A 21,667-nucleotide genomic window follows, 5' to 3' on the forward strand; every position below is an offset into this window, starting at 1 on the left:
ATACGCCTGAGTGAACGCCCTTTTTGCGACCGCTCCCCGAATCCTGATTGTCGCAAGACCCTAGTGCTCCCCGTCGTCCGCCGGCGCATCATCGGTGGCTTCGTCCGCCTCGCCGGGCAAGGCCCTGCGCTGCTTGCCTTTGGGGCCGGTGTCCGGCTGGCCCGGGGTCGCGCTATGGTAGGTGACCTGCGGGAACGGGATTTCGATGTCGCGCTCGTCGAAGACCTGTTTGACGAACTCGTTGTAGGCCCGGCCGACGGACCACTGATCCCCCGGCGTGGTCTTGATCCGGGCGCGGATATCAATGGAACTCGCGCCGAAATTGATGACACCGTGCATCTCCAGATCGCCGTGGATCTTGGAATTGAAATCCGTCTCCTGAAGCCTGCGGAAGGCCTCGAACATGGCTTCCTTGGCAAAGGCGATGTCCGTGTCGTAGGCAACGCCGATGATGGCGACATGATAGGAGAAGCCGCGCATGAAGTTGGAAACCATGTCGACCGACGAGAACGGGATGATGTGGGTGGTGCCGTTGAGATCGCGCATGCGCACGGAGCGCACGGTGATGCCCTCGACCGTCCCGGTTATGCCGGCGACCGTGACCACATCGCCCTCGTTGATGGCATTCTCGATCTGGATGAAAGCGCCGGTGATGATGTCCTTCACCAGCGTCTGCGCGCCGAAGGAGATCGCCAGGCCGACAACACCGGCACCGGCGATCAGGGGGCCGATATCGACGCCGATCTCCGACAGGGACAACAAAACGCCCATGACGATGATGACGACGGTAGAGGCATTGCGGAACAGCTGGAACAGCGTGCGTTCGCGGGCGGTGACGATGTAGCCGGACCGGGACTGTAGCCGCAGATCCACCCAGGACATCACCGCCAGCCAGACCATGAACGCGACCAGAACCACCATGAAGGCCGAACCGTAATCGCTCAGCATCCGCACGCCCGCTTCGCTGGCGAGCCAGTCCAGCACGGACAGGACGCCCCAGATTTCCAGCAACAGCAGCACGGTCGCGACGAAAACCGCGAACCGCATTATCTTGAGCAGGCGCGGGACAAAGGCGTTCAGTCTGGATTGCAGCGCCGGCAGCCTGGCATAAAGATCATCAGGCAGCCGGATCCCGCCCTTGATGGCCCTTGTCATGACCAGGGAGATGGCGATGCCCGCCATGATCGTCAGGATGGACAGGCCTGTCGCGCGCAGGATGATGGTCGTTGCATCGAACGGACGCATCACCCAGATGAAGAAGACCGCCAGAACATAACCGAAGGCCGCCAGGTGCCAGATCCGGCCCACCACGGACAGCGCCTTGCGAGCCAGCAGGCTCTGCAGGGTCTGCGCGTAGTCGTCCGCACCCCGTTTCACCCTGCCCCGGTTCCTGTGCACCAGCGCCAGCAGATAGACCAGGCCGGCCACGGCGAACAGGAAGCGCAACGCATTGCCGAGAACAAAGGAGACAGCCAGGTTCGCCAGCGGAACCACCAGGAACACGCCGTAGATCATCCAGTACATGAACAGGCGGAGACGGCGGTACCAATAGGCCGCGCTGCCGTCCGCAAACGGCAGCAGGCGCAATTCGGGACGGCCCGGCGCGAAGATGAACCGCAGCGCCACATTGGCCGTTCCGACAAGAAAAAATGCATTCAGCGCCAGGCTCTCCTCAAGCGTGACACCGGCTTCGAACCCGCCATAAGTGGCAAGCGCGGCGGCGTTGCCGACGGCCCAGCCGATGCCGACCGTGACCGCGTCCGCAAGCGAGGACAGCACAAGAATGAAACTGCGCATCAGGCCGCCGCCGTAACGGGCATGAACAGCGAAGCGGGGATAAAACCGCCTTGTGACGGCCTGGCTCAGCAGAAATCCGGCATAGGCGGCCAGCAATACGACCCCGACCTGAACCGCGCTCTCCCAGACCCGCTCCCATTTGATCGGGATTTCGCCGCGCGCGATCAGCACGAGCCCCTTCAGCGAGCGCAACGCCTGTCCGACCAGCAGTCCCGCGTCATCCGCGAGGACCCGGGTGTATTCGCCCACGCGAAGCGCGAAATTCTCGTCCCGCTGCGCGGAGCCCGCCTCCGCAGACGGATCCGGAGCGGATGCCGGGGCATCGTTTGCGGTGGCCTGCCCGCTCGGAGCGCTCTTCTTGAGAAGTTCGATGAAGGCCGCCCGGCTGTCCGGATCGTTCAGAACCTTGATCAAGGCCTCGTTTGCCTGCTCGACCTCCTGCGAAGCCGTTTCCTGGCCACCCGAATCCCGACTGGCTTCACTCTGACTGGCCACCCCCGGAACGACCGACTGCTGGGCGAGTGCGGGGGCCATGCTCGCGAGAAACAGCGTCACCAGGGCAAAAAGGCTGCAGCGCAATGTCATCATGTCGAACTCGATCCGGTTTTCTGTCTGGCGAGCTGTCCGCCCTGGCCAGGACAATAGAAAACAAAACTGCCCGATGGAAAGTGGCAACGGACAAGTTCACCTGATTTTGCACTGCACAAATATCGGAAAAGAAAAAGTCTCGAAAAAACTGCCGCGCGCCATCGTTATTCACAGGAAAAGCACTATTATCGCCCCGATCTGCAATTTACTGCAATGCTTTAACACCCCAACACCCAAACAAGTAACGTAATAATAACAATATGGGTTGCAATTTATACTCGAACGGAGACTGGATGACGAGATCCTTGATCAAACTTGCCCTCGAAGGCACGAGCGAGGCGCGCGAACGTTTGTTCGCGCGGGTGAGCGAGTTTGTGATCAAGGACCTCGATCAGCGGACCGACCGCGAACTCGGCATTTTCGCCGAGGTGATCATCAGGCTCTACAGTGACGGATCGCCCAACGACCGTGCCAGGCTAGCCCAGAAGCTCGCCTCGCAGGGCAACACGCCGATCGAGCTGGCACGCAGGATTGCCGATGACGACATCACGGTCGCCGCGCCGATGCTCGCCAGTTCCCCGGTCTACACCCAGGAAGATCTTCTCGGTTTCGTCGAGTGCCTCGGCACCGCCCATCTTCAGGCCATCGCAAAACGCACCGATCTGTCACAGGATGTGTCCGACGTCATTGCCGAAAAGGGCGACCTCCCCGTGCATCGAAGTCTGGCCGGCAACCGTGACGTCAGACTGTCCCGCGAGACAATGCTCACGCTGGTCAGGCACGCGGCGGAAGACCTGGTGTTGAGAGAGGACCTCGCCTTGCGGTCGGACCTGTCTCCTGCGGTATGCCGGATGCTGCTGCCTCTCGTCGACGGCGAGACCCGGAAACGGCTGCATCGCATCATCGAAGGCGCGCTCTCCGAGGAGCAGCTCAATCAGATTGCCAGACTGAAGGTCTTGCGCCAGGAATTCGGCACCACGCTGAAGACTTCCGACATGATCGAGTTGTGGCAGGAAGCCGAGCAGGCGGACATCACCGTCAACGAGCTGATGATCATGCTGTTGCAGGACGGCCGCCTGACACACGCGATCGAACTGCTCTGCGCGCGCGGCAGGACCGCGCTGACACCGCTCAGGGATGCCATCTTCAACGACAAGCTGGATCTGGTCATGAGAACGGCCGCCAAGGCGGGGCTCGACCCTGCCACCTTCTCCTTGCTCGCGAAGGTCCGCTGCGACCACATGAAGATACCGACCACCCAGGTGTCCGAATGGACGGCGGCCTACAGGAAACATCTCGAAAGCAATTCAACGGCGAAACAGTCCCGCTGCGGCGATTTTCAGGCCAATCGCGGTCCCCGCAAGTCCCGGCCCGCAGGCGAACGGAACACGCGCTCGCCTGCGCTCTGAACAACGGGCGCAAAGGTCGCTTCGCTCAGTTCCTGGAACAGAGCGCGGCGGCGAGTGCCGTCGAAAGGGTCGCACCGGCATAAAACCACAGGCCCGGCAGGATCGCGGCCGCGGCCAGGCCGCTGGTCTTCGCCGCGAACAGCACCAGCGCCACCAGCATCACGTCCAGCATCGACCATTTGCTGACCATCGACAGCAGCGCGAGCGACCGGGTCTTGACGCCGCTCAGCACCGCAACGTGTATGAGCAGGATCTTGAGCGCTGGAAAGCCGATGGAAAACAGCGCCACGATCGCCGCAAGCACGGCATTCCCTTCGCGCCACAAACCCAGCACCATCTCCAGAAGGGAAGGCCGGTCTTCCAGAAAATACAGCCTTTCGAAGCGCATCAGCGGCTGCGTCAGGCCAAGGGCGAAGGAAAAAGTGGCGAAGGGAAGCAGGAGAGCCAGAAAAAGTCGCATGAAATGTGCCGGGAGCTGGCTTTCGGGTGGATTGGTCACGGTCGGCGCACATGTCGGCGCTTGCCGTCCCTATACCACCATAGCCGGAAAGCACAAAACCAGATCGCCGGCAGCAACGATCGGGCACACGTATCCGGTCAGCAGGACCTGCCGCTGCCGCAACGGTGCGCGTCGCCTAGCGCAGCCTGGCCCGGGCGGCAACCTCGTCAAGCAGATCCTGTTCCGCCATTTCCTGAGCAGTCCGCTCGCGTTGCTGGTCGCGTTCCTCCAGCTGTTCGAACTTTTTCAGTTCCTCGATCGCCTCGCCCAGTTCGTCCTGGGCACGCTGCAACTGGTCGTCCAGTTCATGCGCGGAATTGCGCAGGTTGTCGCGCCGGTCAGCGGCGGCCTTGGCAAAGGTCGGATAGGCGAAATGGGTGACATCAGTGATGCCGACCCGCTCCTGTTCGGACTTGATCTGATCGTCCAGTTCGTCGGCCATACGGTTGAATTCGGCGATCATGCTCTCGATCTGAGCAAGCTGGCGCCGCTTTTCATCAACCTGAAACCGCTTCAAGCGGATCAAACTGTCTCGGGTTTTCATTACTCAATACTCCCCTAACTCGGGCAGTCTACCCCGGAGTCATTTCCAAAAGGTTGGCAAGTTGCCGATACCCGTCGGAAAGCGACGTCGCTTCGTCCTTTCCCTGATTCAGGAAATCGTCGATCAGCGCGAAACGGTGAATGGCCTCGTCAACGGTCGGGTCCGACCCCTTGCGGTAGGCGCCCAACCGGATGAGTTCTTCCATGTCCGTATAGGTCGCCAGCAATTGCCGGGCCTTGCGCAGAGCCGGAAGCTCTTCGGCGGGCACGCAGCGCGGCATGGTTCGGGAAACGGACTTCAGCACGTTGATGGCCGGATAGCGGCCGCGCTCGGCAATGGTGCGCTCCATCACGATATGGCCGTCGAGAATGCCGCGCACCGCGTCGGCGACCGGTTCATTGTGGTTGTCGCCCTCGACCAGAACCGTGAACAGCCCCGTGATCGAACCGCTGTCGGCCTTCCCGGGGCCGGCCCGTTCCAGCAGCCTCGGCAATTCGGTGAAGACGGTCGGCGTGTACCCTTTGGATGTTGGCGGCTCGCCGACGGACAGGCCGATCTCCCGCTGGGCCATGGCGAATCGGGTGATCGAATCCATCATGCACAGCACGTTGCTGCCCTCATCGCGAAAATGCTCGGCAACCGTCATTGTCAGATAGGCCGCCTGGCGGCGCATCAGCACGCTTTCGTCCGAGGTCGCCACAACGACGACCGACCGTTCCAGACCCGCCTCGCCCAGATCGTCCTCGATGAACTCCTGAACTTCCCTGCCCCGTTCGCCGATCAGGCCGATCACCGCGACATCGCAGTTGGTGTTGCGCGCCAGCATGGACATCAGCACCGACTTGCCGACACCCGAGCCGGCGAAGATCCCCATGCGCTGGCCCTCGCAACAGGTCACGAAGGTGTTGAGAGCCCTGACGCCGAGGTCGAGCGGTGGCCCGACCCGTTTACGTTCGGACGCCGGCGGTGGCGAACTTCGCAATTTGCGAGGCACACCGCCATTGGGAAGATCTCCTTTACCATCAATCGGTTCACCAAGTGCGTTAATGACTCTGCCCAGCCAGGCGTTGCCGGGATGCACCACGCTGTCGCGCGCCAGGATGACCGCCTTGCAGCCCATGCGCACGCCTTCGAGCCCGGAAAAGGGCATGCACAGGGCGTGTCCGTCCCGGAACCCGACAACTTCCGCCGGCACTTTCGGATTGTCCTCGCCGCTGTCGATCAGAAGACGCGAACCGACGCTCATTTCGTGAATCGGACCGGCAATTTCCACGAGAAGGCCCTGAACCGCGGTAACACGACCGTAAATTTCGGTGTGCATAAGCGAATCAATCTCTGCAAAAAGCGCCTTCACGGAAGATTCCTTCGCTCGTTAACGGTTTTGGTAACCTATCGTTTACGACTCTGGTTAATCTTAACCTTTGGAAGGCTGACAAGCGAGGGCCATTTCGAAGTCAAACCGGCTTTGTCGAAAGGAATCTGAACGGAATCGGTTAGACCCGTTTCTTAATGTTCAACATTAAGCTTTGTGAATCCGGATTATTTCTGGGGATTCAACAAGTTGGCCGTTGTTCACAGATTCGTTTCTTCGGAGCTTGCCGCTACGAATCATATGTTGTTAACCATTAACCGGTAGCTTTGTGTCGGGGTTAACAAGCAGTCCTTCGTAGCGCACACCGACAGAGCCGTTGCGACTTGCCCAGAAAAGGCAGAATAAGGGGATTGGCATGCGTGTATTGTTGATTGAGGATGACAGCGCCACGGCGCAGAGCATCGAATTGATGCTGAAGTCCGAGAACTTCAACGTCTACACGACAGATCTTGGCGAGGAAGGCATCGACCTCGGCAAGCTGTACGATTACGACATAATCATGTTGGATTTGAACCTGCCGGACATGTCCGGTTACGAGGTTCTCCGGACGCTTCGCGTTTCAAAGGTCAAGACACCGATCCTGATCCTTTCCGGAAATGCCGGCATAGAGGACAAGGTTCGCGGCCTCGGTTTTGGCGCAGACGACTACATGACCAAGCCGTTCCACAAGGACGAGCTGGTTGCGCGTATCCACGCGATCGTCCGTCGCTCGAAAGGCCATGCACAGTCGGTGATCGTCACCGGCGACCTGAAGGTCAACCTGGACACCAAGACCGTCGAGGTCGGCGGCCAGCGCGTTCACCTGACGGGCAAGGAATACCAGATGCTCGAGCTGCTCTCGCTGCGCAAGGGCACGACGCTCACCAAGGAAATGTTCCTGAATCACCTTTATGGCGGCATGGACGAGCCGGAGCTGAAGATCATCGACGTCTTCATCTGCAAGCTGCGCAAGAAGCTGGCAGCCGCGACTTCGGGCAAGAACTACATTGAAACGGTTTGGGGCCGCGGCTACGTCCTGCGCGAACCCGAAGTGGAAGCCGCCGCCTGAGCGGCAGCCTCCCGATCGACCAGAAAAAGCCCCGGCACCACCGGGGCTTTTTTCGTTGATCCGCCCCTGTGGCAAGGAACCGGGCCGCAGCCCGGCGGGAGGTCCTCCCCCGCCGGCCCTCGCTGAGGCAGGCCCGTAATACATAGCGGAACTACGCTATGTATAAGCCCCTCAGAGTTGCAGCTGATAGGACGCCGGAACGTAGTGGAAGCCATCGCCACGGGTTTCGACATAGCCGACAGCCGGGAAAGGCATGTGGTAGCCGACAAACGGGATCTTGTCGCTGGCCAGCATTCCAAAAACGGACTTCCGCGTGGCCGCAGCCGCTGCCTTGTCCATGTCGAACCGGACTTCCCATTCAGGGTGCGCCAGAGACCAGACATAATGGTTGGCCGTGTCCGCGGCCAGCACCAGTTGCTTTCCGTCGCTCTCGATCATGTAGATCATGTGCCCGGGCGTGTGGCCGTTGGCGGCCATGGCGGTAATGCCCCCGGCCACCGACCCGCCGTCCGCAAGGAAGGACGTTTTCTCGGCAAGCGGCTTGACGTTTTTCGCCAGCAGCTTGGTCACGCCGTTGGCTTCCGGATCCATCGCCGCCCAGAAATCATATTCCTTCTGACCGGTCACGTAGCGCGCATTGGCAAAAGTCGGCGCACCGCCTTCCATCAGGCCGCCAATATGGTCCGGATGCATGTGGGTCAGCACCACCACATCCACCTGTTCCGGCGAATATCCCGCATTTTCCAGCGCGGCGCGCATGGTGCCGCGCCCCGGACGGGCGCCTTCGCCATTCCCGGTGTCGAACAGCACCAGTTCCGTTCCCGTGTTCACGAGCGTCGGCGTGAAGCTGATCTGAAATCCGTCGTCAGGCAGGAAATTTTCCGCATTGGCGGCTGAAAACGTGTCGGCATCGACATTCATCGCGAAGGTTTTCTGCGGATCCTGAAGCGCCACAACGCCATCATGCAGCGTGGTCACCTCGAACCCGCCAACGGCATACCGCGCGGCAGCTGCCGGCAGGGCGCCCTGCGGCTCCGCGGCGGCCAGTGCGGCACCCGACCCGGCCAGGCTCGCGCCCGCAAGCGCGCCGCCCGCCCCCAGAAGCGCGGCGCGCCGCGTCAATTCAACTTTGATCTCGCTCATATTCCCGTTCCCTGCCAATTCTCATGGTCGAAGCAGACCTCAGCGTGAAAAATATCGATTTTTCGAGGTCTGACGCATCTTACGCAGGTGAAAATGGGATGGAAGGCAGCCTGGGCAAGTGCTTTTCTAAGCTGACCGGGAACAAATCCGGAAGCGAAGAAAATACAAACAATTTCAATATGTTGAAAGAACCACCTGATCAGGAACGACCGGAATCGCCAGATCACTATCTCGTGAAAATGAAAAAGGCGGCCGGAGCCGCCTTGAACTTGTTCTTCGCTCGAAGCCGCGCCTAGCGTGTCCCGATGCCCGCGCCGACGGCGAGTCTCGGTCTGTCCACGGTGCCCGTACCTGCCTGCACGGCCTGTTTTTTCTGGAACAGTCCGCGCTTGCCCGGCACCGGCTTGAAAGCATCCGTCAGGCCGACAACCGTTTCCGCGGCACCCAGCACCAGGAAACCGTCGTCGGGCATCGACTTCGCCAGCCGGCCGAGGATATCGCTCTTGGTAGCCTGGTCGAAATAGATCAGCACGTTCCGGCAGAAAATGATGTCGAATTCACCGAGATGGTTGAAGTTTTCAAGCAGGTTGAGCTTCTTCCACTCGATCATCGCCCGCATGCCGGCATTGATTTGCCAGATGTCGCCTTTCTGCTCGAAATACTTCAAGAGCATCTGGATCGGCAGCCCGCGCTGAACCTCGAACTGGCTGTAGAGACCGGTCTTGGCTTTCTCGAGCACTTCCTGGGAAAGATCGGTTCCCAGGATCTTCAATCTCCAGCCACCTATTTTGGCTGCCTGTTCCTTCAGGCAGATGGCAAGCGAATAGGGCTCCTGGCCGGTCGATGCCGCCGCGCACCAGACCTTGAGCTGCTTACGCATGCCTCTGCTCTCCAGAAGCGCGGGCAGCATGGTTTCGTTGAAGTGGTCGAACGGTGTCTTGTCGCGAAAGAAAAACGACTCGTTGGTTGTCATCGCTTCGATGACATCCGTTTCCAGCGCCCGGTTCCCGGACCGCTGAAGCTGCTGGATCACCGCGCTCAGCGTTTCCAGTTTCGCGTTCCGCGCGATTGGCAACAGCCGGCTCTCCACCAGATATTGCTTGTCGTTGGAAAGGACCAGACCGGACCGCGTTTTCAGGAAGTTCTTCAGGAATTCGAATTCGCTCGGGGTCATCGTGTGTTCCCCTTCAATATGCGCGCAATCTTGGGCCCGATATCCTTGAGCGGCAGAATGTCACTGCACACGCCGGTTTGCGCTGCCGCGCCCGGCATGCCCCAGACCACACTCGTCGCCTCGTCCTGCGTGATGATGCTGCCGCCACCGGCGGAGATCGTCTTCACGCCGTCCGCGCCGTCATGCCCCATCCCGGTCAGGATGACGCCCAGAGTGGCGGACCCGTAAGCCTTGGCAACGCTGTCGAACAGCGGATCGACCGCAGGCTTGCAGAAATTCACCGGCGGACCGTCCGTGAGGCGTATCTTTACCGCCCCGGCGTCCTTTTCCAGCACCATGTGCTTGCCGCCTGGTGCGACGTAGATGTTTCCAGGCTTCAGAACCTCGCCGTCCTCGCCTTCCTTGGCCGGCCGAAGCGCTGCCTTGCCCATATGTTCGGCCAGGATCGCGGTAAACGTCGGCGGCATGTGCTGCGTGATGACGACCGGAACGTCGTTGATGGCCGTTCCGATTTCCTTCATGACTTCCTGCAGCGCCTGGGGGCCGCCCGTGGAAGAGCCGATCGCGAGGATGCGCGGACGGGCTGCGGAATAGGGCTTGGTCTGAAGCTTGGGCGTGCCGACGGCAACCGCCGCGGGCGCCGCGCCGCGAAAGGACGCACGTGTGTCGGTGGCCGGACGCGGGGAGACCGGTGTTACCGGCTGTGTCGTGCGGCCCGCATTGGTTTCAGCACGCATCGTGCGTGCCGGACCGCGCATGCGGATTGCCCGCGCACCCAGCGCCTTGACCTTTTCGACAAGTTCACGGCGAAAATCGATGGACGTCGTGACCTCGGAGTTCGATTCAGGCTTGGGCACGTAGTCGGCTGCACCCAGCGACAGGGCCTTCAGGCTGATTTCCGCGTTCCGGCGCGTCAGCGTCGACGCCATGATCACGATCAGGTCGCGTTTCTTGGCCAGCATGAGCGGCAGTGCCGTCATTCCGTCCATCTCCGGCATCTCGATATCGAGAACGACCACGTCCGGATTGCTTTTTTCTATGTCTTCGACAGCCAGCTTGCCGTTCCTGTGGGAACCGACAACGGTCAGGCTCTTGTCTTCACCGAGCCATCGGGTCAACAGGCCGCGGATCACCACAGCGTCGTCGACGACCATCACTTTGATCGGGTCACTGCCCGGGCTTGTGCCCGCAGTGATGCTTCTTTGCGCAAACGCCATGGGGAACCGCCCAACTCAATACTAGATAAGACCGACTTCCTGAAACTTCGCTTCGACAATTTCTCTGTCGAAAGGTTTCATGATGTACTCGTTTGCACCCGCACGGATGGCGCGCGCGATGTGCGCGACGTCATTCTCGGTTGTGCAGAAGACGACAATGGGATTTTCGCCGCCTTCTTCCGCCCGCAGACTGGTCAGGAATTCCAGGCCATCCATGACCGGCATGTTCCAGTCGAGGAGGATTGCATCCGGCATGGTCTTTCTGCATTCGTCAAGCGCCTGCTGGCCGTCCTCGGCTTCCCTGATCTCGAATTCCATATCTTCGAGAATGCGGCGGGCGACCTTTCGGATGACACTCGAGTCATCAACTACTAGGCACTGTTTCATCGGACGTAACTCCAATTAGTCGGCCAGGAGCGGCCCACTTATGCTGCGACCTGGGGCTCGGTGAACATCGAGCCAAGCAGGCGATCGACATCCAGAATGACCATCAGCTGCCCGTCCAGACGGTGCACGCCTCCGGAGATCTCGGCCCAGCGCCGGTCCAGGTTCGACGGATTGGCTTCAGCCGAAGCCTGCGACAACGTCAGAACCTCACCGACGGTGTCGATGACAAGCCCGTAACTTTCGTGCTTGTACTCGATCCCGACGGCCATCATCTGCCCGTCCTTGAGCGGCGGCAGATGCAGGCGGCGGCGCATGTTGATCGCCGTGACGATACGGCCGCGCAGATTGAGCACGCCAGCCACTTCGGGTGCCGACATCGGCACCCTAGTAACGCTCTCGGGTACGAAAACGTCGTGGACCTGGGAGATCGGCAGGCCGAACAACTGGCCCCCGATCACCACGGTGACATATTGGATCATGTCACTGGCAGCGCCCTGATCTTCGGACAGTTTGTGCTCCAGAACACTCATGCTGCAACTCCCATTTCACCGGAGAAGACATCTTTCAGGGCGGCAATCAGGCCCGGACGGTCGAACTTCGCGACATAGTCGTCGAAACCGGCCTGGCGCCCGCGTTCGATCGAGGCCGGCGTCACCATGGACGACAGGGCGAGGATCGGAATGCTGCGGAACCTCGGATCACGGCGCAGCGTTTCACAGAACTCGAAGCCGTTGATCTGCGGCATCTCGATGTCGCTGACGATCGCGTGGAACTTGTCGCCGTTTTCCAGAAGGTCGAGGGCCTGCTGCGGACCGATACAGGTGGTCACGTCATATCCTGCCGCCTTCAGAACCGGCGTCAGCATGTTGCGGAAGAAGGACGAGTCATCGACGAAGAGAACCTTCTTCGTCAGGGACGCGATGTCCATTTCCTTGCGCATGAACCAGTCCTCGAAGGCCTGCGGCAGATAGAAGCCGAGGTCGATGATTTCCGTTGCGCGTTCCTTGACGATCGCGGACCCCAGAACGCCAGGGCGTTCCGAACCGACTTCGATGTCCATCTTGTCCTCGACAATGTCGACGATCTCGTCGACCACGAGGCCCATGGACCGGCCCGCGTCGGAGAACACCAGCATCGGCTGCGTGCCTTCCGTCTTGTGACGGTCGCCTTCGTTGACATAGACCAGCGGCATCAGCGCGCCGCGGTATTGAACAAGATCGCGGCCGTTGGACCGTTCGATCTTGGAGACTTCGAACTCCTCGAGACGCGTGACCAGCGAAAGCGGCACGGCCTTCGGTTCCGCAGCACCCGCACGGAACAGCAGGAGCGAAATCGAACTCTGACCGGACATCGCCTTGCGTTGCAGATCCTCTTGCTCTTCTTCCTGGTTCTCGGCAACCGCGCTGGAAGCGTAGCTTGCCATGGCTCCGGCAATGCCGTTCGGATCGATGATCATGATCACCGAGCCGTCGCCCAGGATGGTGTTGCCCGAGAACATGTCGAGGTTGCGCAGCATGGTCGACATCGGCTTGACCACGATTTCTTCCGTATGGAAGACACCGTCGACAACAACACCGAATGTCTGGCTGCCGACCTGCATGACGACAATGAAGCCGTTGTCGGAGTCGATCGCCTTCTCGACGTCTTCGCCCTCGTAGATGCCCAGCAACTGGGACATGTGAACCAGGGGCAGCAACTTGTTGCGCAAACGCAGGACCGGTGTGTCCTTGATCCGCTCGATGCGGTGTTCCGAGTTGGTCTGTACGCGGACCAATTCGACCACGGAAAGCTGCGGGATCGCGAACCGGTCGCCGGCCGCCTCGACGATCAGCGTCGAAACGATGGCCAGGGTCAGCGGGATCTTGATGATGAAGCTGGAACCCTTGCCCTGCGTGGAGCGCAGGTCGACGGTGCCGCCGATCAACTCGATGTTGTTGCGGACCACGTCCATGCCGACACCACGGCCGGACACACTGGTCACCTGCGCCGCGGTCGAGAAACCGGCAGCGAAGATGAACTTGTGGATCTGGGCGTCCGTCATCTTGTCGACTTCGGCCTCGGTGGCCAGGCCGCGCTCGACAACCTTGGCCTTCACCCTGTCGACATTGATGCCCGCACCGTCGTCGCGGACCTCGATGATGATATGGCCGCCTTCGTGATACGCGGCAAGGGTGATCGTACCCTTGTCGGCCTTGCCGGCCGCCCGGCGATCTTCAGGACGCTCCAGGCCGTGGTCGGCAGAATTCCGGACCATGTGGGTCAGCGGATCCTTGATCATCTCAAGGACCTGACGATCCAGTTCGGTCTCGGCGCCGATCATTTCCAGTTCGATCGGCTTTTCGAGTTCCTGGCTCAGGTCACGGACAATACGCGGCAGCTTCTGCCAGGCATTGCCGATCGGCTGCATGCGCGTCGCCATGACGCCTTCCTGCAATTCGGCGGTCACATTGGACAGCCGCTGCAGCGGAACCTTGAATTCACTGTCTTCGTGACGGCGCACGATTTCAAGAAGCTGGTTGCGGGTGAGCACAAGCTCGGACACCATCGTCATCAGGTGTTCGAGTGTATCGACCGCGACGCGGATGCTTCCGCCACTCTGGGATTTCTTCTCGCCGTCGCCGCTCGCTTTTTTCTTCTCGGGGGCCTTGGCTTCAACCTTCGGAGCCTCGGGAACCGGAGCAGGTGCTTCGACTTCAGCAACCGCTTCTTCGGGCTCCGGGGCTTCCGCTTCCGCACCTTCGACTTCGCTTTCCGTCTCGCGGAATGCGCGCTCCAGTTCGTCGAGCGAAACTTCGCCCGGACGCAGGGGTCGTTCAATCGACTGGTCGACTTCGTCGCTCTCTTCGGCGGGAGTTTCCTCCTCGGCCGCGGCGTCGGGTTCGGCTGTACCACCGGCCATCGCCTTGTCGGCCTTTGCCGACATGTCTTCGAGCTCGCTGATCAGAACGCTGTCGTCACCCGCGGGTTCGTCACCTTCACCGGCTTCAAGTTCACCGAGAATGGCCTTGATCTGATCGATTGACGTCAGAATGAGCGACACGGCTTCCTGCGTAACGGGCGCGCCGTCACGGAACTTGCCCATGAGGGTTTCCGCAGCGTGGGCAATTCCTTCCAGCCGGGGAAGGCCGAGGAAGCCACAGGTGCCCTTGATCGTATGCACCAGACGGAAAACGTTATCTAGTATGGTGGCGTTGTTCGGTTCCTGCTCGAACTTCACGAGCTCAACATCAACAACGTCGAGACTTTCATTGGTCTCGGTAATAAATTCCCTGAGGAGGTCGTCCATGGCCCGCTCTCACCCGACTTGTTACTGGTTCCGCATCCCGCAAAGGATGTCTGGACCGAGAAGTCCATGAGAGCTAGGTTGGCGTCAAACAGTTAAGATACGCTGAAGCCAACGGTATCTTTTGTCGGCCAATTTTATTCTGTTGGCAGGGCCGTTATTTTTACCAATTCTTCGAGTTTATCTATTGTTAAGACCATACCACTTTCACGAGCAAGCAGCAGTGTGTAAATCGGCTGAACGGAATGCGCATCCACCCGTTCGGGCTCCTCACCGCCCAGAGTTTCCCTCATTCCCAGAGGGATTCGCGGGTTCAGGCCGCTTGCGTGAAGCGTGAATGACGGCGATTGTGGTTCACCTGTCATTTCAACCTTGATCTCTCCGCCACGCGGAACGCACTGATTGGCGATTAAGATAAGATTAAGTAGAAGTTTTACATAGTTCTTCGGCATCAGGTGCCGGGCAAGTTGCCAGTTCAGATCAGATTTTTCATTTTCCATAAAGCCCGTGGCGACGACTTGAGCGTCGCCCAGATCGATCTCGGCGCCGGCGGACCCCGCCGCGCCGAAGGCCAGCCTGGCGAACTGAAGCTTCGCGGATGCCTGACGCGCGCTCTTGCGGATCAGGTCCATCGCGAATTCGCGCATGTCCTCCGAGCCTTCCTCGTCGAGCACCTCAAGCCCGTTGGTGATTGCACCGACCGGGGAGATGATATCGTGACAGACACGACTGGCCACCAGGGCGGCAAGGTCAAGAGAGGACAGCTCTTTGAGTGCGGACATGGTGTTTTTGGGCTCTTTTGAAGATCACGGGAATTGATTCGCAATAGTGTGCGCAAAAGTTACACATCCTCAAAGCCCCTGCCAAGACGAGCAGGCGCGGCAAAGCGTGTCATCCAGATGAAAGTTGGCGCTGCCGCGCCTGCGGCAAGGCTCACGGCGGCTTGCGGAAGACAGCGGCTGCCTTGCGCCGTTGCTCCGGTGGACCAAGCAACCTGACCTAGTTCAGGGGAACACAGCCGACGTTTCCGGCGTTTTCGCTGGCAGCCTTCAGGAGATGGCTCTTGTTGACGACAAAAAGGAAACGGTTCACGACCGAATGAAAAAACACGAGCCGGCCGTCAACGACCGCGTAGATGAAGGGATTTCCGGCAGTGGCGAACCCTTCCGACAAGGCATAGCCACCGCAGCCCGCGAAAAGCGGGGCATAGGCTTCCGGATCGCGTTCGAAGGCGGCCTTGTTGCCTTCGTTGACGAAGATCCATTCCGCGCCGCCCCATTTGTATTGATGCTTCCGCTGTCCCTTGCGGGGATAGCCGTCAACAAAAAAGCTAACCGGATCGTGTCCGCCGATGGCGTACCCCGTGATCGGATCCGGAACGAACGCCTTTTGCCGCGCGCTGACTTTTCCCGCCCAAACACACGTGAGCAGCAGCAAAACTGCGGAAAGACACATCCTTGTCTTTTTTTCAGGCCAGCTTTTCATCGAGTCGGCTTAAGTAAGGTGCACGAGGGCATGCGAATCAGCATGATATCGCGTCAGTTTAGCATTGCGGTCTGACCGTACCGCAACAGCCCGCAATTCCGGACCTGATTATCGGGAGTTTCTTGAATGGCAAAAAGATCCTGGCGCGTTGCGTCGCAGATATCCGCCGCGTTTTTCATCTATTGTTTGATTGCCTTCCCGCACCCGTCCTTCGCCCAGGCAAACGGCAACGAGCCGATCCCGCCCGGATCGACCTACGGCGAAGATGAAATCGTCAAGACCGGCCACCAGTTTTTCGGGTCCGTTTCCGGAGGTCTCGCGTCGGTGGTCGAAAAGGCCTTTTCCCGCTATGGCGAGCCGAACGGCTACATTCTCGGCGAGGAAGGCTCCGGCGCCTTTGTTGCCGGGGCACGCTACGGCGAAGGCCACCTCTACACCCGCAATGCCGGCAATCACAAGATCTACTGGCAAGGCCCCTCCGTCGGATGGGATTTCGGCGCGGACGGCGCCCGGGTGATGATGCTCGTTTACAATCTGCCGACAGTGAATTCGGTCTATCAGCGCTTCGGCGGTGTCAACGGATCGGCTTATCTGGTGGGCGGCGTCGGCATGACCGTGCTGGTGAAGGACGATGTGGTCCTGGTTCCGGTCCGCGCCGGCCTCGGCGCACGCCTGGGCCTGAATCTGGGATATCTGAAGTTCACCCAGAAACCGACCTGGAACCCTTTCTAGGTCACGGGTTCAACCGGGCGGACACGGGAAGTTGCAATCGTGACAAATGACGAGACTTGGCGCCGGTCCAGGTCTCGTCTATTGATGTCATGTTGGCTTTGAGAGTTGACCGGGAGCCGGATTTGATTGAAGCAGCGATGTATGTGGCACTGGGGTTTTGCACAGCCGGCCTGATCGGCCTGGCGATCCTGCCCGCATTCTATCGCCGGGCTGCCCGCCTCACCGAGGAAGCCCTGCGCGCCGTCAACCCGGCCAGCTATGCGGAAGTCAGAGCCTCGCAGGACCAGGAACGCGCGCGGTATGCGGTTGAACTCCGGCGCGTGGAGATACGGCTGGACAAGGAACGCGAGAAAGCGGCGAAGTTCCATCAGGAGACAACGCGGACGCTGACCGAGATCGAAGCTCTCAGGAAGTCCCATCAGGAAAGCATTGCCGAACTTGAAGGCAAGCTGGCCGAACAGGACAGCGACCGCCATGCAGTCGACATGCTGTCGGCGGAAGTCAAGACGCTGAAACAGAAACTCTCGGACACCGAAAAGGCCCTGAGCGAAAGCTGGGCAAGGACATCCGAAGGTCCCGCTGCGGACGAAGAGGCGACCGGCGCCAGCCAGGAAGACCCCAATCAGGAAGACGCCAGTGGCTGGCTGCCTGCCACGGCGACGATGGAGCTTGCGGCCATCACCGGCCTGGAGGCCGAAGTCGCCACACTCAAGGCAAAGCTTGCGAAATACGAACCTACGGTTGCCGGCGAAATCGAGAGCGCGCTCAATGAAGCGGCAAAGACCCGCCATGCCGAGCTGGAGGCGCAGCTTGTCGATACCGAAGCCCAATATGTGTCCGCCCAGGCGGAAGTGACCCGCTTGTCCCTGATGCTGGAAGCGTCCAATGTCGCAGACACCGGCTCCGACGAGAGGCTGCAAAAGCAGCTTGAAAAAATGACCGGCGAAATCGCGGCGCAGCGCGCCGAACTCCAGGACCGGGAGCGCAAGCTGCGGCGCCTGACTGGACAGATGCAGACACTCCGCAGCGATCTGGCCTCCGCCCCCGAACTGACGGAACTGCGCAAGGACTTCCGCGCCCTCGCCAGGCAATTGGCGCAGGACGGCTCCATTGCGATCAAGCCGGCGGCCGCCTCCCCCGCGCGGCGGACATCCCGGGACGATGCGAACGCCGCACCCGAGGCCGGCCCCCCGCCCCCTGCATCTGCCACCGGCACGCGCGCCAACGGCAGCGGCAGCCGCTCCGGGACAGCGCGGGCGCCGGGAGAAACAGGCAATAGCGCCGGCGGCCCCGCCGCATCTTCCGCCAGGACCGCGGACATCGCCTCGGCAGCCGAAGCGCTTGTCAGCCGCATCGTTGCGTCCAGCCGGGCAAAATCCGGCGATGAGCCTGATGGCACCGTGACGCCCCCTGCCTCGCGACAGAAGTCCGCTCCCAAGCGCGGTACGGGCACCGCGCCGAAGTCCAAGACGGCCAAGCCGAAAAAGAAGGATGTCGCCTGATCCCGACCGGCATTTCCGCCTGATCGGACGGGTTCCGACAAGACAATGCTGAATGTTGATTGAACGCCACAATTCCATCCTGGAGCTGGCTCGCCAGCTGGGCCGGGTCAGCGTCGACGATCTCGCCAGGCGCTTTGATGTCAGCCCCCAGACCATCCGCAAGGATCTGAACGAGTTGTGCGAGCGGCGCCTGCTCGCCAGGACCCATGGCGGCGCGCTCTTGTCTTCGGGCATCGAGAATGTCGGCTACGAGGCGCGCAGGATCATCTCCAGCAGGGAAAAAGCGGATATCGGCGAACAGGTCGCCGGTCTCATTCCCGACAACGCCTCGATCTTCATCAACATCGGCACCACCACCGAGGCCGTCGCCCAGGCCCTGCTGCAGCACCGCGGGCTGATGGTGATTACCAACAACATCAACGTCGCCAGTCTGATGCGCGGCTATTCGCAGATCGAGGTCGTCATTGCCGGGGGCGTGCTGCGTCACTCGGACGGTGGCATCGTCGGTGAAGCCGCCGTGGATTTCATGCGTCAGTTCAAGGTCGACTTTGCCGTTATCGGCGCATCCGCGATCGATCCGGACGGCTCCCTGCTCGACTACGACTACCGCGAAGTCAAGGTCACCAAGACGATCATGGACAATGCCCGTCATGTCATCCTGGCCGCCGACAGCACCAAGTTCGAGCGCACGGCCCCGGTGCGGGTCGCGCATCTGTCGCAGATCGACACTTTCGTCACCGATTATTGCCCCAATCCGGATTTTGAACGCATCGCCGCCGAGGCGGAGGTGGAGCTGATCCAGACCGGCAGGCAGGACGCCGGCGCTGCCGGTGTATGATCAGCGCCAACTGCTATGGGGGGCTGCAAGCTCCCTGCTGCTTCGCTCAGGACACCGGGATCGGAGGGTCAGGACATGCACCTCGAACGTCATCGGCAATGCCGGATTTTTTTTCAGGAGAAGGTTTTCAGAAAGCTCTCGCGGGCGGCCATCTTGCTGACAACTCTGATCGCCGTGCCCGCCTGGTCGCAACCCCATTCCGTATCAGGCGTAAATGCGGACGATGTCCTGAATATCCGGGCGGATATCGATCTGACACTGGATGTCGGCAGTTCTGATATTGTTGGAACAATTCCGCACGACGCCTCCGATGTCATGGTAACGGGACTCTCGGTGTACATCGGCGACACGCAGTGGCGTGAAATCAGGTATGACGGCACCGTGGGATGGGTAAACGCACGTTACCTGACGCCCACCAACATGTTGTTGGAGCGCCCCGAAGCGTTGCAATGCTCAGGTACGGAGCCGTTCTGGAACGTCGCAATCGATGACGACGACAGCACGTTCATTTCGCAGGACCTGGAAAGCCCGATCGAACTTGACTACTTGCGCCTTGCGCCCGGCATCGGACGGACAGACCTTTGGGCACACTATCTGGACAGCGCAGACGGCGCATATTCCCTGACGGTCGTCGTCCGTTACACCGAAGCATGCTCCGACGATATGTCAGACCTGACATATGATTTCGAAGCCCTGCTGCTCGGCCTGTATACTGCGGGGGCGCCGGCATACGGATGCTGCAGTATCGGGCGTTGAAACGACACGGATCCGGCTGGCGGTGACGGCGGTCACCCCAGCGCGCACCCCTGGGGGCAGGGTGTGGCAAGTCTGTTCAAATTGTGTGGAAGGTTTGTGCAGTTCTCAGGGAGAACTGGTACGCCCAACGGGACTCGAACCCGTGTTTCCGCCGTGAAAGGGCGGCGTCCTAGACCGCTAGACGATGGGCGCGCGGTGCATGGAGGCAAGAGCCTCTAGCCAAGGTCCGAGCGTATTAAGGCTGCATGAGCGAAGACGCAAGCGTTATTTTTCATTTTTCCGACGATCGTCCGGGTTTCGCACAGGCGGGTCCGCCGCCGGAAAACAACGCCGCAGAACAGCTCACGGCTGGCGCGCAACGAAGTCGGTCCGGCCCAGTTGCCGGCCGGTCACCGGATCGAAGCGCAGCAGCGCCGTCTTGCTGCCCTCGCGAACCAGAACCAGCAGCATTCCGTCTTCAAGGCTGGTCTGAACGATCTGCGCATCTGCGCCGACGGAAATGGTTGCCGCGAAGGGTGTGTCGGACGGATCGGCCGAGTTGGTATTGATCTTGTAGACAATTGCTGCAAAGACAGCGATGAAGCCGGCAATCATGACGAGGGACGAGCCGAGCAGCAAGCGCTTCAGTTTCGCCTGGATGCGTTGGGCATCCGGATCAAGCGGCGCCTCACCCGGTCCTTCATCCCGAAAATCAGGTTGTGACATGACAGACAATTCCCTCCAAGATCCGGCCGGACAGGACCAGGATTTCAGTTTAACGGTTGATGCAGCCGATGCCGGAAAGCGGCTGGATGCGGTTCTGGCGGCTCATCTTGAAGCCCTTAGCCGTAACAGGGTTCAGTCTCTGATCAAATCGGGAGACGTCACCGTCGGCGGCGCGAAAGTAGTGGAGCCGAAATACCGGGTCAATGAAGGTGATGAACTCAATCTCACTTTGCCCGAGCCGGAAGATCCGGAACCCAGGGGCGAGGACATTCCCCTGAACGTGGTTTTCGAGGATGACCACCTCATCGTGATCGACAAGCCGGTCGGCCTCGTTGTCCATCCCGGGGCCGGCAACTGGACCGGGACGCTGGTCAACGCCCTGATCCACCATTGCGGCGACACCCTGTCGGGCATCGGCGGGATCAAGCGCCCCGGCATTGTCCACCGGATCGACAAGGACACCTCCGGCCTGCTTGTGATCGCCAAGACGGATCGGACCCACCAGGGCCTGTCCGCGCAGTTTGCCGACCACGGCAGGACCGGCCCGCTTGAACGCGCCTATTCCGCGCTCGTCTGGGGCGCTCCCTCCGGCCTGAAAGGCACCATCGATGCCAATCTGGCCCGCTCCCACAACAACCGCCAGAAGATGGCGGTGGTCAAGACCAGCGGCCGGACCGCCATCACCCACTGGCAGGTCAAGGAACGCTTTCGCCACACCGGCGAACCCGACCTTGCCTCGCTGATCGAATGCCGGCTGGAAACGGGCCGCACCCACCAGATTCGCGTGCACATGACCCATATCGGTCATCCGCTGATCGGCGATGATGATTACGGCTCCGGTTTCAAGACCAAGATCAACCGCCTGGAAGACCCGTTGAAAAGCCTCATCCGTGACTTCGGAAGGCAGGCCCTCCACGCCGGCCTGCTGGCCTTCGAACACCCTTCCACCGGCGAAACCTTGCGTTTCGAGAGCCCGTATCCCGCTGACTTCGCAAAACTATTATCCGGATTACAAAAATTTTAGGATGCATTTCCGGCTTGCGACCATGCAATCGGCCAAATTCAAACCTATATCTACAATTCATGTGTGCCTGAACGGACACTTATGTGCGTCCATCTTTCCTCCGACATGGCTTGCTTGCGTAAATCTGCGGGGCAGCAGGAGGACAAGGGACGCAAACCTGACAA

At 60.3% G+C, this 21,667-nt stretch carries 21 protein-coding genes and 1 tRNA gene; 8 read left to right on the top strand and 14 right to left on the bottom strand.

Features of this window, described 5'->3' with window-relative positions; all coding sequences use genetic code 11:
• Window positions 1–60 precede the first annotated feature (60 nt).
• Window positions 61–2,385, bottom strand: coding sequence for a mechanosensitive ion channel domain-containing protein (locus WNZ15_RS10650; protein WP_342892950.1), 2,325 nt, complete (start codon window positions 2,383–2,385; stop codon window positions 61–63).
• A 293-nt stretch (window positions 2,386–2,678) separates the two neighbouring features.
• On the opposite strand from WNZ15_RS10650, the gene WNZ15_RS10655 reads away from it, so the two are divergent.
• Window positions 2,679–3,794: a DUF2336 domain-containing protein gene (locus tag WNZ15_RS10655; protein WP_342892951.1), complete on the top strand. Its 1,116-nt coding sequence runs from the start codon at window positions 2,679–2,681 to the stop codon at window positions 3,792–3,794.
• 25 nt (window positions 3,795–3,819) lie between these two features.
• Here WNZ15_RS10655 and WNZ15_RS10660 read toward each other — a convergent pair whose 3' ends face one another.
• The 3 genes from WNZ15_RS10660 to fliI form a co-directional block, all read right to left on the bottom strand.
• A complete protein-coding gene (locus WNZ15_RS10660) occupies window positions 3,820–4,254 on the bottom strand; it encodes a paraquat-inducible protein A (RefSeq protein WP_342892952.1) in 435 nt (144 codons plus the stop codon).
• Between the two features lie 175 nt (window positions 4,255–4,429).
• Window positions 4,430–4,837 (bottom strand): flagellar export protein FliJ, encoded by a 408-nt coding sequence (gene fliJ, locus WNZ15_RS10665; RefSeq protein WP_342892953.1) that lies wholly within the window; start codon window positions 4,835–4,837, stop codon window positions 4,430–4,432.
• 28 nt (window positions 4,838–4,865) lie between these two features.
• Window positions 4,866–6,191: a flagellar protein export ATPase FliI gene (gene fliI / locus WNZ15_RS10670; RefSeq protein ID WP_342892954.1), complete on the bottom strand. Its 1,326-nt coding sequence runs from the start codon at window positions 6,189–6,191 to the stop codon at window positions 4,866–4,868.
• A gap of 373 nt (window positions 6,192–6,564) precedes the next feature.
• Between fliI and ctrA the strand changes: the two genes are divergently transcribed.
• Window positions 6,565–7,257 carry a cell cycle two-component system response regulator CtrA gene (gene ctrA, locus WNZ15_RS10675; protein ID WP_297588982.1) on the top strand — a complete coding sequence of 231 codons (693 nt, stop codon included), beginning with the start codon at window positions 6,565–6,567 and terminating at the stop codon, window positions 7,255–7,257.
• A gap of 171 nt (window positions 7,258–7,428) precedes the next feature.
• On the opposite strand, the gene WNZ15_RS10680 is transcribed toward ctrA, so the two are convergent.
• Entirely contained in the window at window positions 7,429–8,400 is a 972-nt protein-coding gene (locus tag WNZ15_RS10680) for an MBL fold metallo-hydrolase (RefSeq protein ID WP_342892955.1), read from the bottom strand.
• A 44-nt stretch (window positions 8,401–8,444) separates the two neighbouring features.
• Here WNZ15_RS10680 and WNZ15_RS10685 point away from each other — a divergent pair, with 44 nt between their 5' ends.
• The gene (locus tag WNZ15_RS10685) at window positions 8,445–8,696 is read left to right on the top strand and encodes a hypothetical protein (RefSeq protein ID WP_342892956.1); all 252 of its coding nucleotides are present in this window, start codon (window positions 8,445–8,447) and stop codon (window positions 8,694–8,696) included.
• On the opposite strand, the gene WNZ15_RS10690 is transcribed toward WNZ15_RS10685, so the two are convergent.
• The 7 genes from WNZ15_RS10690 to WNZ15_RS10720 form a co-directional block, all read right to left on the bottom strand.
• Window positions 8,693–9,574 (bottom strand): protein-glutamate O-methyltransferase CheR, encoded by an 882-nt coding sequence (locus WNZ15_RS10690; protein WP_342892957.1) that lies wholly within the window; start codon window positions 9,572–9,574, stop codon window positions 8,693–8,695. The two genes, WNZ15_RS10685 and WNZ15_RS10690, sit on opposite strands and share 4 nt — an antisense overlap.
• Window positions 9,571–10,791 carry a chemotaxis response regulator protein-glutamate methylesterase gene (locus WNZ15_RS10695; protein WP_342892958.1) on the bottom strand — a complete coding sequence of 407 codons (1,221 nt, stop codon included), beginning with the start codon at window positions 10,789–10,791 and terminating at the stop codon, window positions 9,571–9,573. Before WNZ15_RS10695 ends, WNZ15_RS10690 begins: the two co-directional genes overlap by 4 nt.
• A 21-nt stretch (window positions 10,792–10,812) precedes the next feature.
• Complete coding sequence (locus WNZ15_RS10700) at window positions 10,813–11,178, bottom strand: response regulator (RefSeq protein WP_342892959.1); 366 nt, start codon at window positions 11,176–11,178, stop codon at window positions 10,813–10,815.
• 38 nt (window positions 11,179–11,216) lie between these two features.
• Complete coding sequence (locus WNZ15_RS10705; RefSeq protein ID WP_342892960.1) at window positions 11,217–11,708, bottom strand: chemotaxis protein CheW; 492 nt, start codon at window positions 11,706–11,708, stop codon at window positions 11,217–11,219.
• A complete protein-coding gene (locus WNZ15_RS10710) occupies window positions 11,705–14,464 on the bottom strand; it encodes a chemotaxis protein CheW (RefSeq protein WP_342892961.1) in 2,760 nt (919 codons plus the stop codon). The genes WNZ15_RS10705 and WNZ15_RS10710 overlap by 4 nt, the downstream gene beginning before the upstream one ends.
• A 134-nt stretch (window positions 14,465–14,598) precedes the next feature.
• Window positions 14,599–15,243, bottom strand: a complete 645-nt coding sequence (locus WNZ15_RS10715; protein WP_342892962.1) for a histidine phosphotransferase family protein — start codon at window positions 15,241–15,243, stop codon at window positions 14,599–14,601.
• Window positions 15,244–15,460: 217 nt separating this feature from the next.
• Window positions 15,461–15,916: a YHS domain-containing (seleno)protein gene (locus WNZ15_RS10720; protein ID WP_342892963.1), complete on the bottom strand. Its 456-nt coding sequence runs from the start codon at window positions 15,914–15,916 to the stop codon at window positions 15,461–15,463.
• Between the two features lie 156 nt (window positions 15,917–16,072).
• Between WNZ15_RS10720 and WNZ15_RS10725 the strand changes: the two genes are divergently transcribed.
• The 4 genes from WNZ15_RS10725 (at window position 16,073) to WNZ15_RS10740 (ending at window position 19,774) form a co-directional block, all read left to right on the top strand.
• Window positions 16,073–16,678 carry a DUF1134 domain-containing protein gene (locus WNZ15_RS10725; protein ID WP_342892964.1) on the top strand — a complete coding sequence of 202 codons (606 nt, stop codon included), beginning with the start codon at window positions 16,073–16,075 and terminating at the stop codon, window positions 16,676–16,678.
• Window positions 16,679–16,800: 122 nt separating this feature from the next.
• Window positions 16,801–18,180 carry a hypothetical protein gene (locus WNZ15_RS10730; RefSeq protein ID WP_342892965.1) on the top strand — a complete coding sequence of 460 codons (1,380 nt, stop codon included), beginning with the start codon at window positions 16,801–16,803 and terminating at the stop codon, window positions 18,178–18,180.
• A 52-nt stretch (window positions 18,181–18,232) separates the two neighbouring features.
• The gene (locus WNZ15_RS10735; RefSeq protein ID WP_342892966.1) at window positions 18,233–19,018 is read left to right on the top strand and encodes a DeoR/GlpR family DNA-binding transcription regulator; all 786 of its coding nucleotides are present in this window, start codon (window positions 18,233–18,235) and stop codon (window positions 19,016–19,018) included.
• Between the two features lie 75 nt (window positions 19,019–19,093).
• Window positions 19,094–19,774 (top strand): hypothetical protein, encoded by a 681-nt coding sequence (locus WNZ15_RS10740; protein WP_342892967.1) that lies wholly within the window; start codon window positions 19,094–19,096, stop codon window positions 19,772–19,774.
• 116 nt (window positions 19,775–19,890) lie between these two features.
• Here WNZ15_RS10740 and WNZ15_RS10745 read toward each other — a convergent pair.
• A tRNA-Glu gene (locus tag WNZ15_RS10745) sits at window positions 19,891–19,966 on the bottom strand.
• Between the two features lie 150 nt (window positions 19,967–20,116).
• Window positions 20,117–20,479 (bottom strand): hypothetical protein, encoded by a 363-nt coding sequence (locus WNZ15_RS10750; protein ID WP_342892968.1) that lies wholly within the window; start codon window positions 20,477–20,479, stop codon window positions 20,117–20,119.
• Here WNZ15_RS10750 and WNZ15_RS10755 point away from each other — a divergent pair.
• Window positions 20,478–21,503 (top strand): RluA family pseudouridine synthase, encoded by a 1,026-nt coding sequence (locus WNZ15_RS10755; RefSeq protein ID WP_342892969.1) that lies wholly within the window; start codon window positions 20,478–20,480, stop codon window positions 21,501–21,503. The two genes, WNZ15_RS10750 and WNZ15_RS10755, sit on opposite strands and share 2 nt — an antisense overlap.
• The last annotated feature ends 164 nt before the right edge of the window (window positions 21,504–21,667 follow it).

Origin of the sequence: Roseibium sp. AS2 (genome assembly GCF_038900065.1) — a bacterium.
Classification (GTDB): Bacteria; Pseudomonadota; Alphaproteobacteria; order Rhizobiales; family Stappiaceae; genus Roseibium.

Excerpts from the sequence above, each read along its gene's own strand:
- WNZ15_RS10700 (WP_342892959.1), bottom strand. The coding sequence starts at position 11,178 with ATGAAACAGTGCCTAGTAGTTGATGACTCGAGTGTCATCCGAAAGGTC.
- WNZ15_RS10695 (WP_342892958.1), bottom strand. The coding sequence starts at position 10,791 with ATGGCGTTTGCGCAAAGAAGCATCACTGCGGGCACAAGCCCGGGCAGT.
- WNZ15_RS10690 (WP_342892957.1), bottom strand. The coding sequence starts at position 9,574 with ATGACCCCGAGCGAATTCGAATTCCTGAAGAACTTCCTGAAAACGCGG.
- WNZ15_RS10655 (WP_342892951.1), top strand. The coding sequence starts at position 2,679 with ATGACGAGATCCTTGATCAAACTTGCCCTCGAAGGCACGAGCGAGGCG.
- WNZ15_RS10725 (WP_342892964.1), top strand. The coding sequence starts at position 16,073 with ATGGCAAAAAGATCCTGGCGCGTTGCGTCGCAGATATCCGCCGCGTTT.
- WNZ15_RS10660 (WP_342892952.1), bottom strand. The coding sequence starts at position 4,254 with ATGCGACTTTTTCTGGCTCTCCTGCTTCCCTTCGCCACTTTTTCCTTC.
- WNZ15_RS10740 (WP_342892967.1), top strand. The coding sequence starts at position 19,094 with ATGCACCTCGAACGTCATCGGCAATGCCGGATTTTTTTTCAGGAGAAG.
- WNZ15_RS10650 (WP_342892950.1), bottom strand. The coding sequence starts at position 2,385 with ATGATGACATTGCGCTGCAGCCTTTTTGCCCTGGTGACGCTGTTTCTC.
- WNZ15_RS10720 (WP_342892963.1), bottom strand. The coding sequence starts at position 15,916 with ATGTGTCTTTCCGCAGTTTTGCTGCTGCTCACGTGTGTTTGGGCGGGA.
- WNZ15_RS10705 (WP_342892960.1), bottom strand. The coding sequence starts at position 11,708 with ATGAGTGTTCTGGAGCACAAACTGTCCGAAGATCAGGGCGCTGCCAGT.
- ctrA (WP_297588982.1), top strand. The coding sequence starts at position 6,565 with ATGCGTGTATTGTTGATTGAGGATGACAGCGCCACGGCGCAGAGCATC.
- WNZ15_RS10680 (WP_342892955.1), bottom strand. The coding sequence starts at position 8,400 with ATGAGCGAGATCAAAGTTGAATTGACGCGGCGCGCCGCGCTTCTGGGG.
- WNZ15_RS10750 (WP_342892968.1), bottom strand. The coding sequence starts at position 20,479 with ATGTCACAACCTGATTTTCGGGATGAAGGACCGGGTGAGGCGCCGCTT.
- WNZ15_RS10735 (WP_342892966.1), top strand. The coding sequence starts at position 18,233 with ATGTTGATTGAACGCCACAATTCCATCCTGGAGCTGGCTCGCCAGCTG.
- WNZ15_RS10755 (WP_342892969.1), top strand. The coding sequence starts at position 20,478 with ATGACAGACAATTCCCTCCAAGATCCGGCCGGACAGGACCAGGATTTC.
- WNZ15_RS10715 (WP_342892962.1), bottom strand. The coding sequence starts at position 15,243 with ATGTCCGCACTCAAAGAGCTGTCCTCTCTTGACCTTGCCGCCCTGGTG.
- fliJ (WP_342892953.1), bottom strand. The coding sequence starts at position 4,837 with ATGAAAACCCGAGACAGTTTGATCCGCTTGAAGCGGTTTCAGGTTGAT.
- WNZ15_RS10710 (WP_342892961.1), bottom strand. The coding sequence starts at position 14,464 with ATGGACGACCTCCTCAGGGAATTTATTACCGAGACCAATGAAAGTCTC.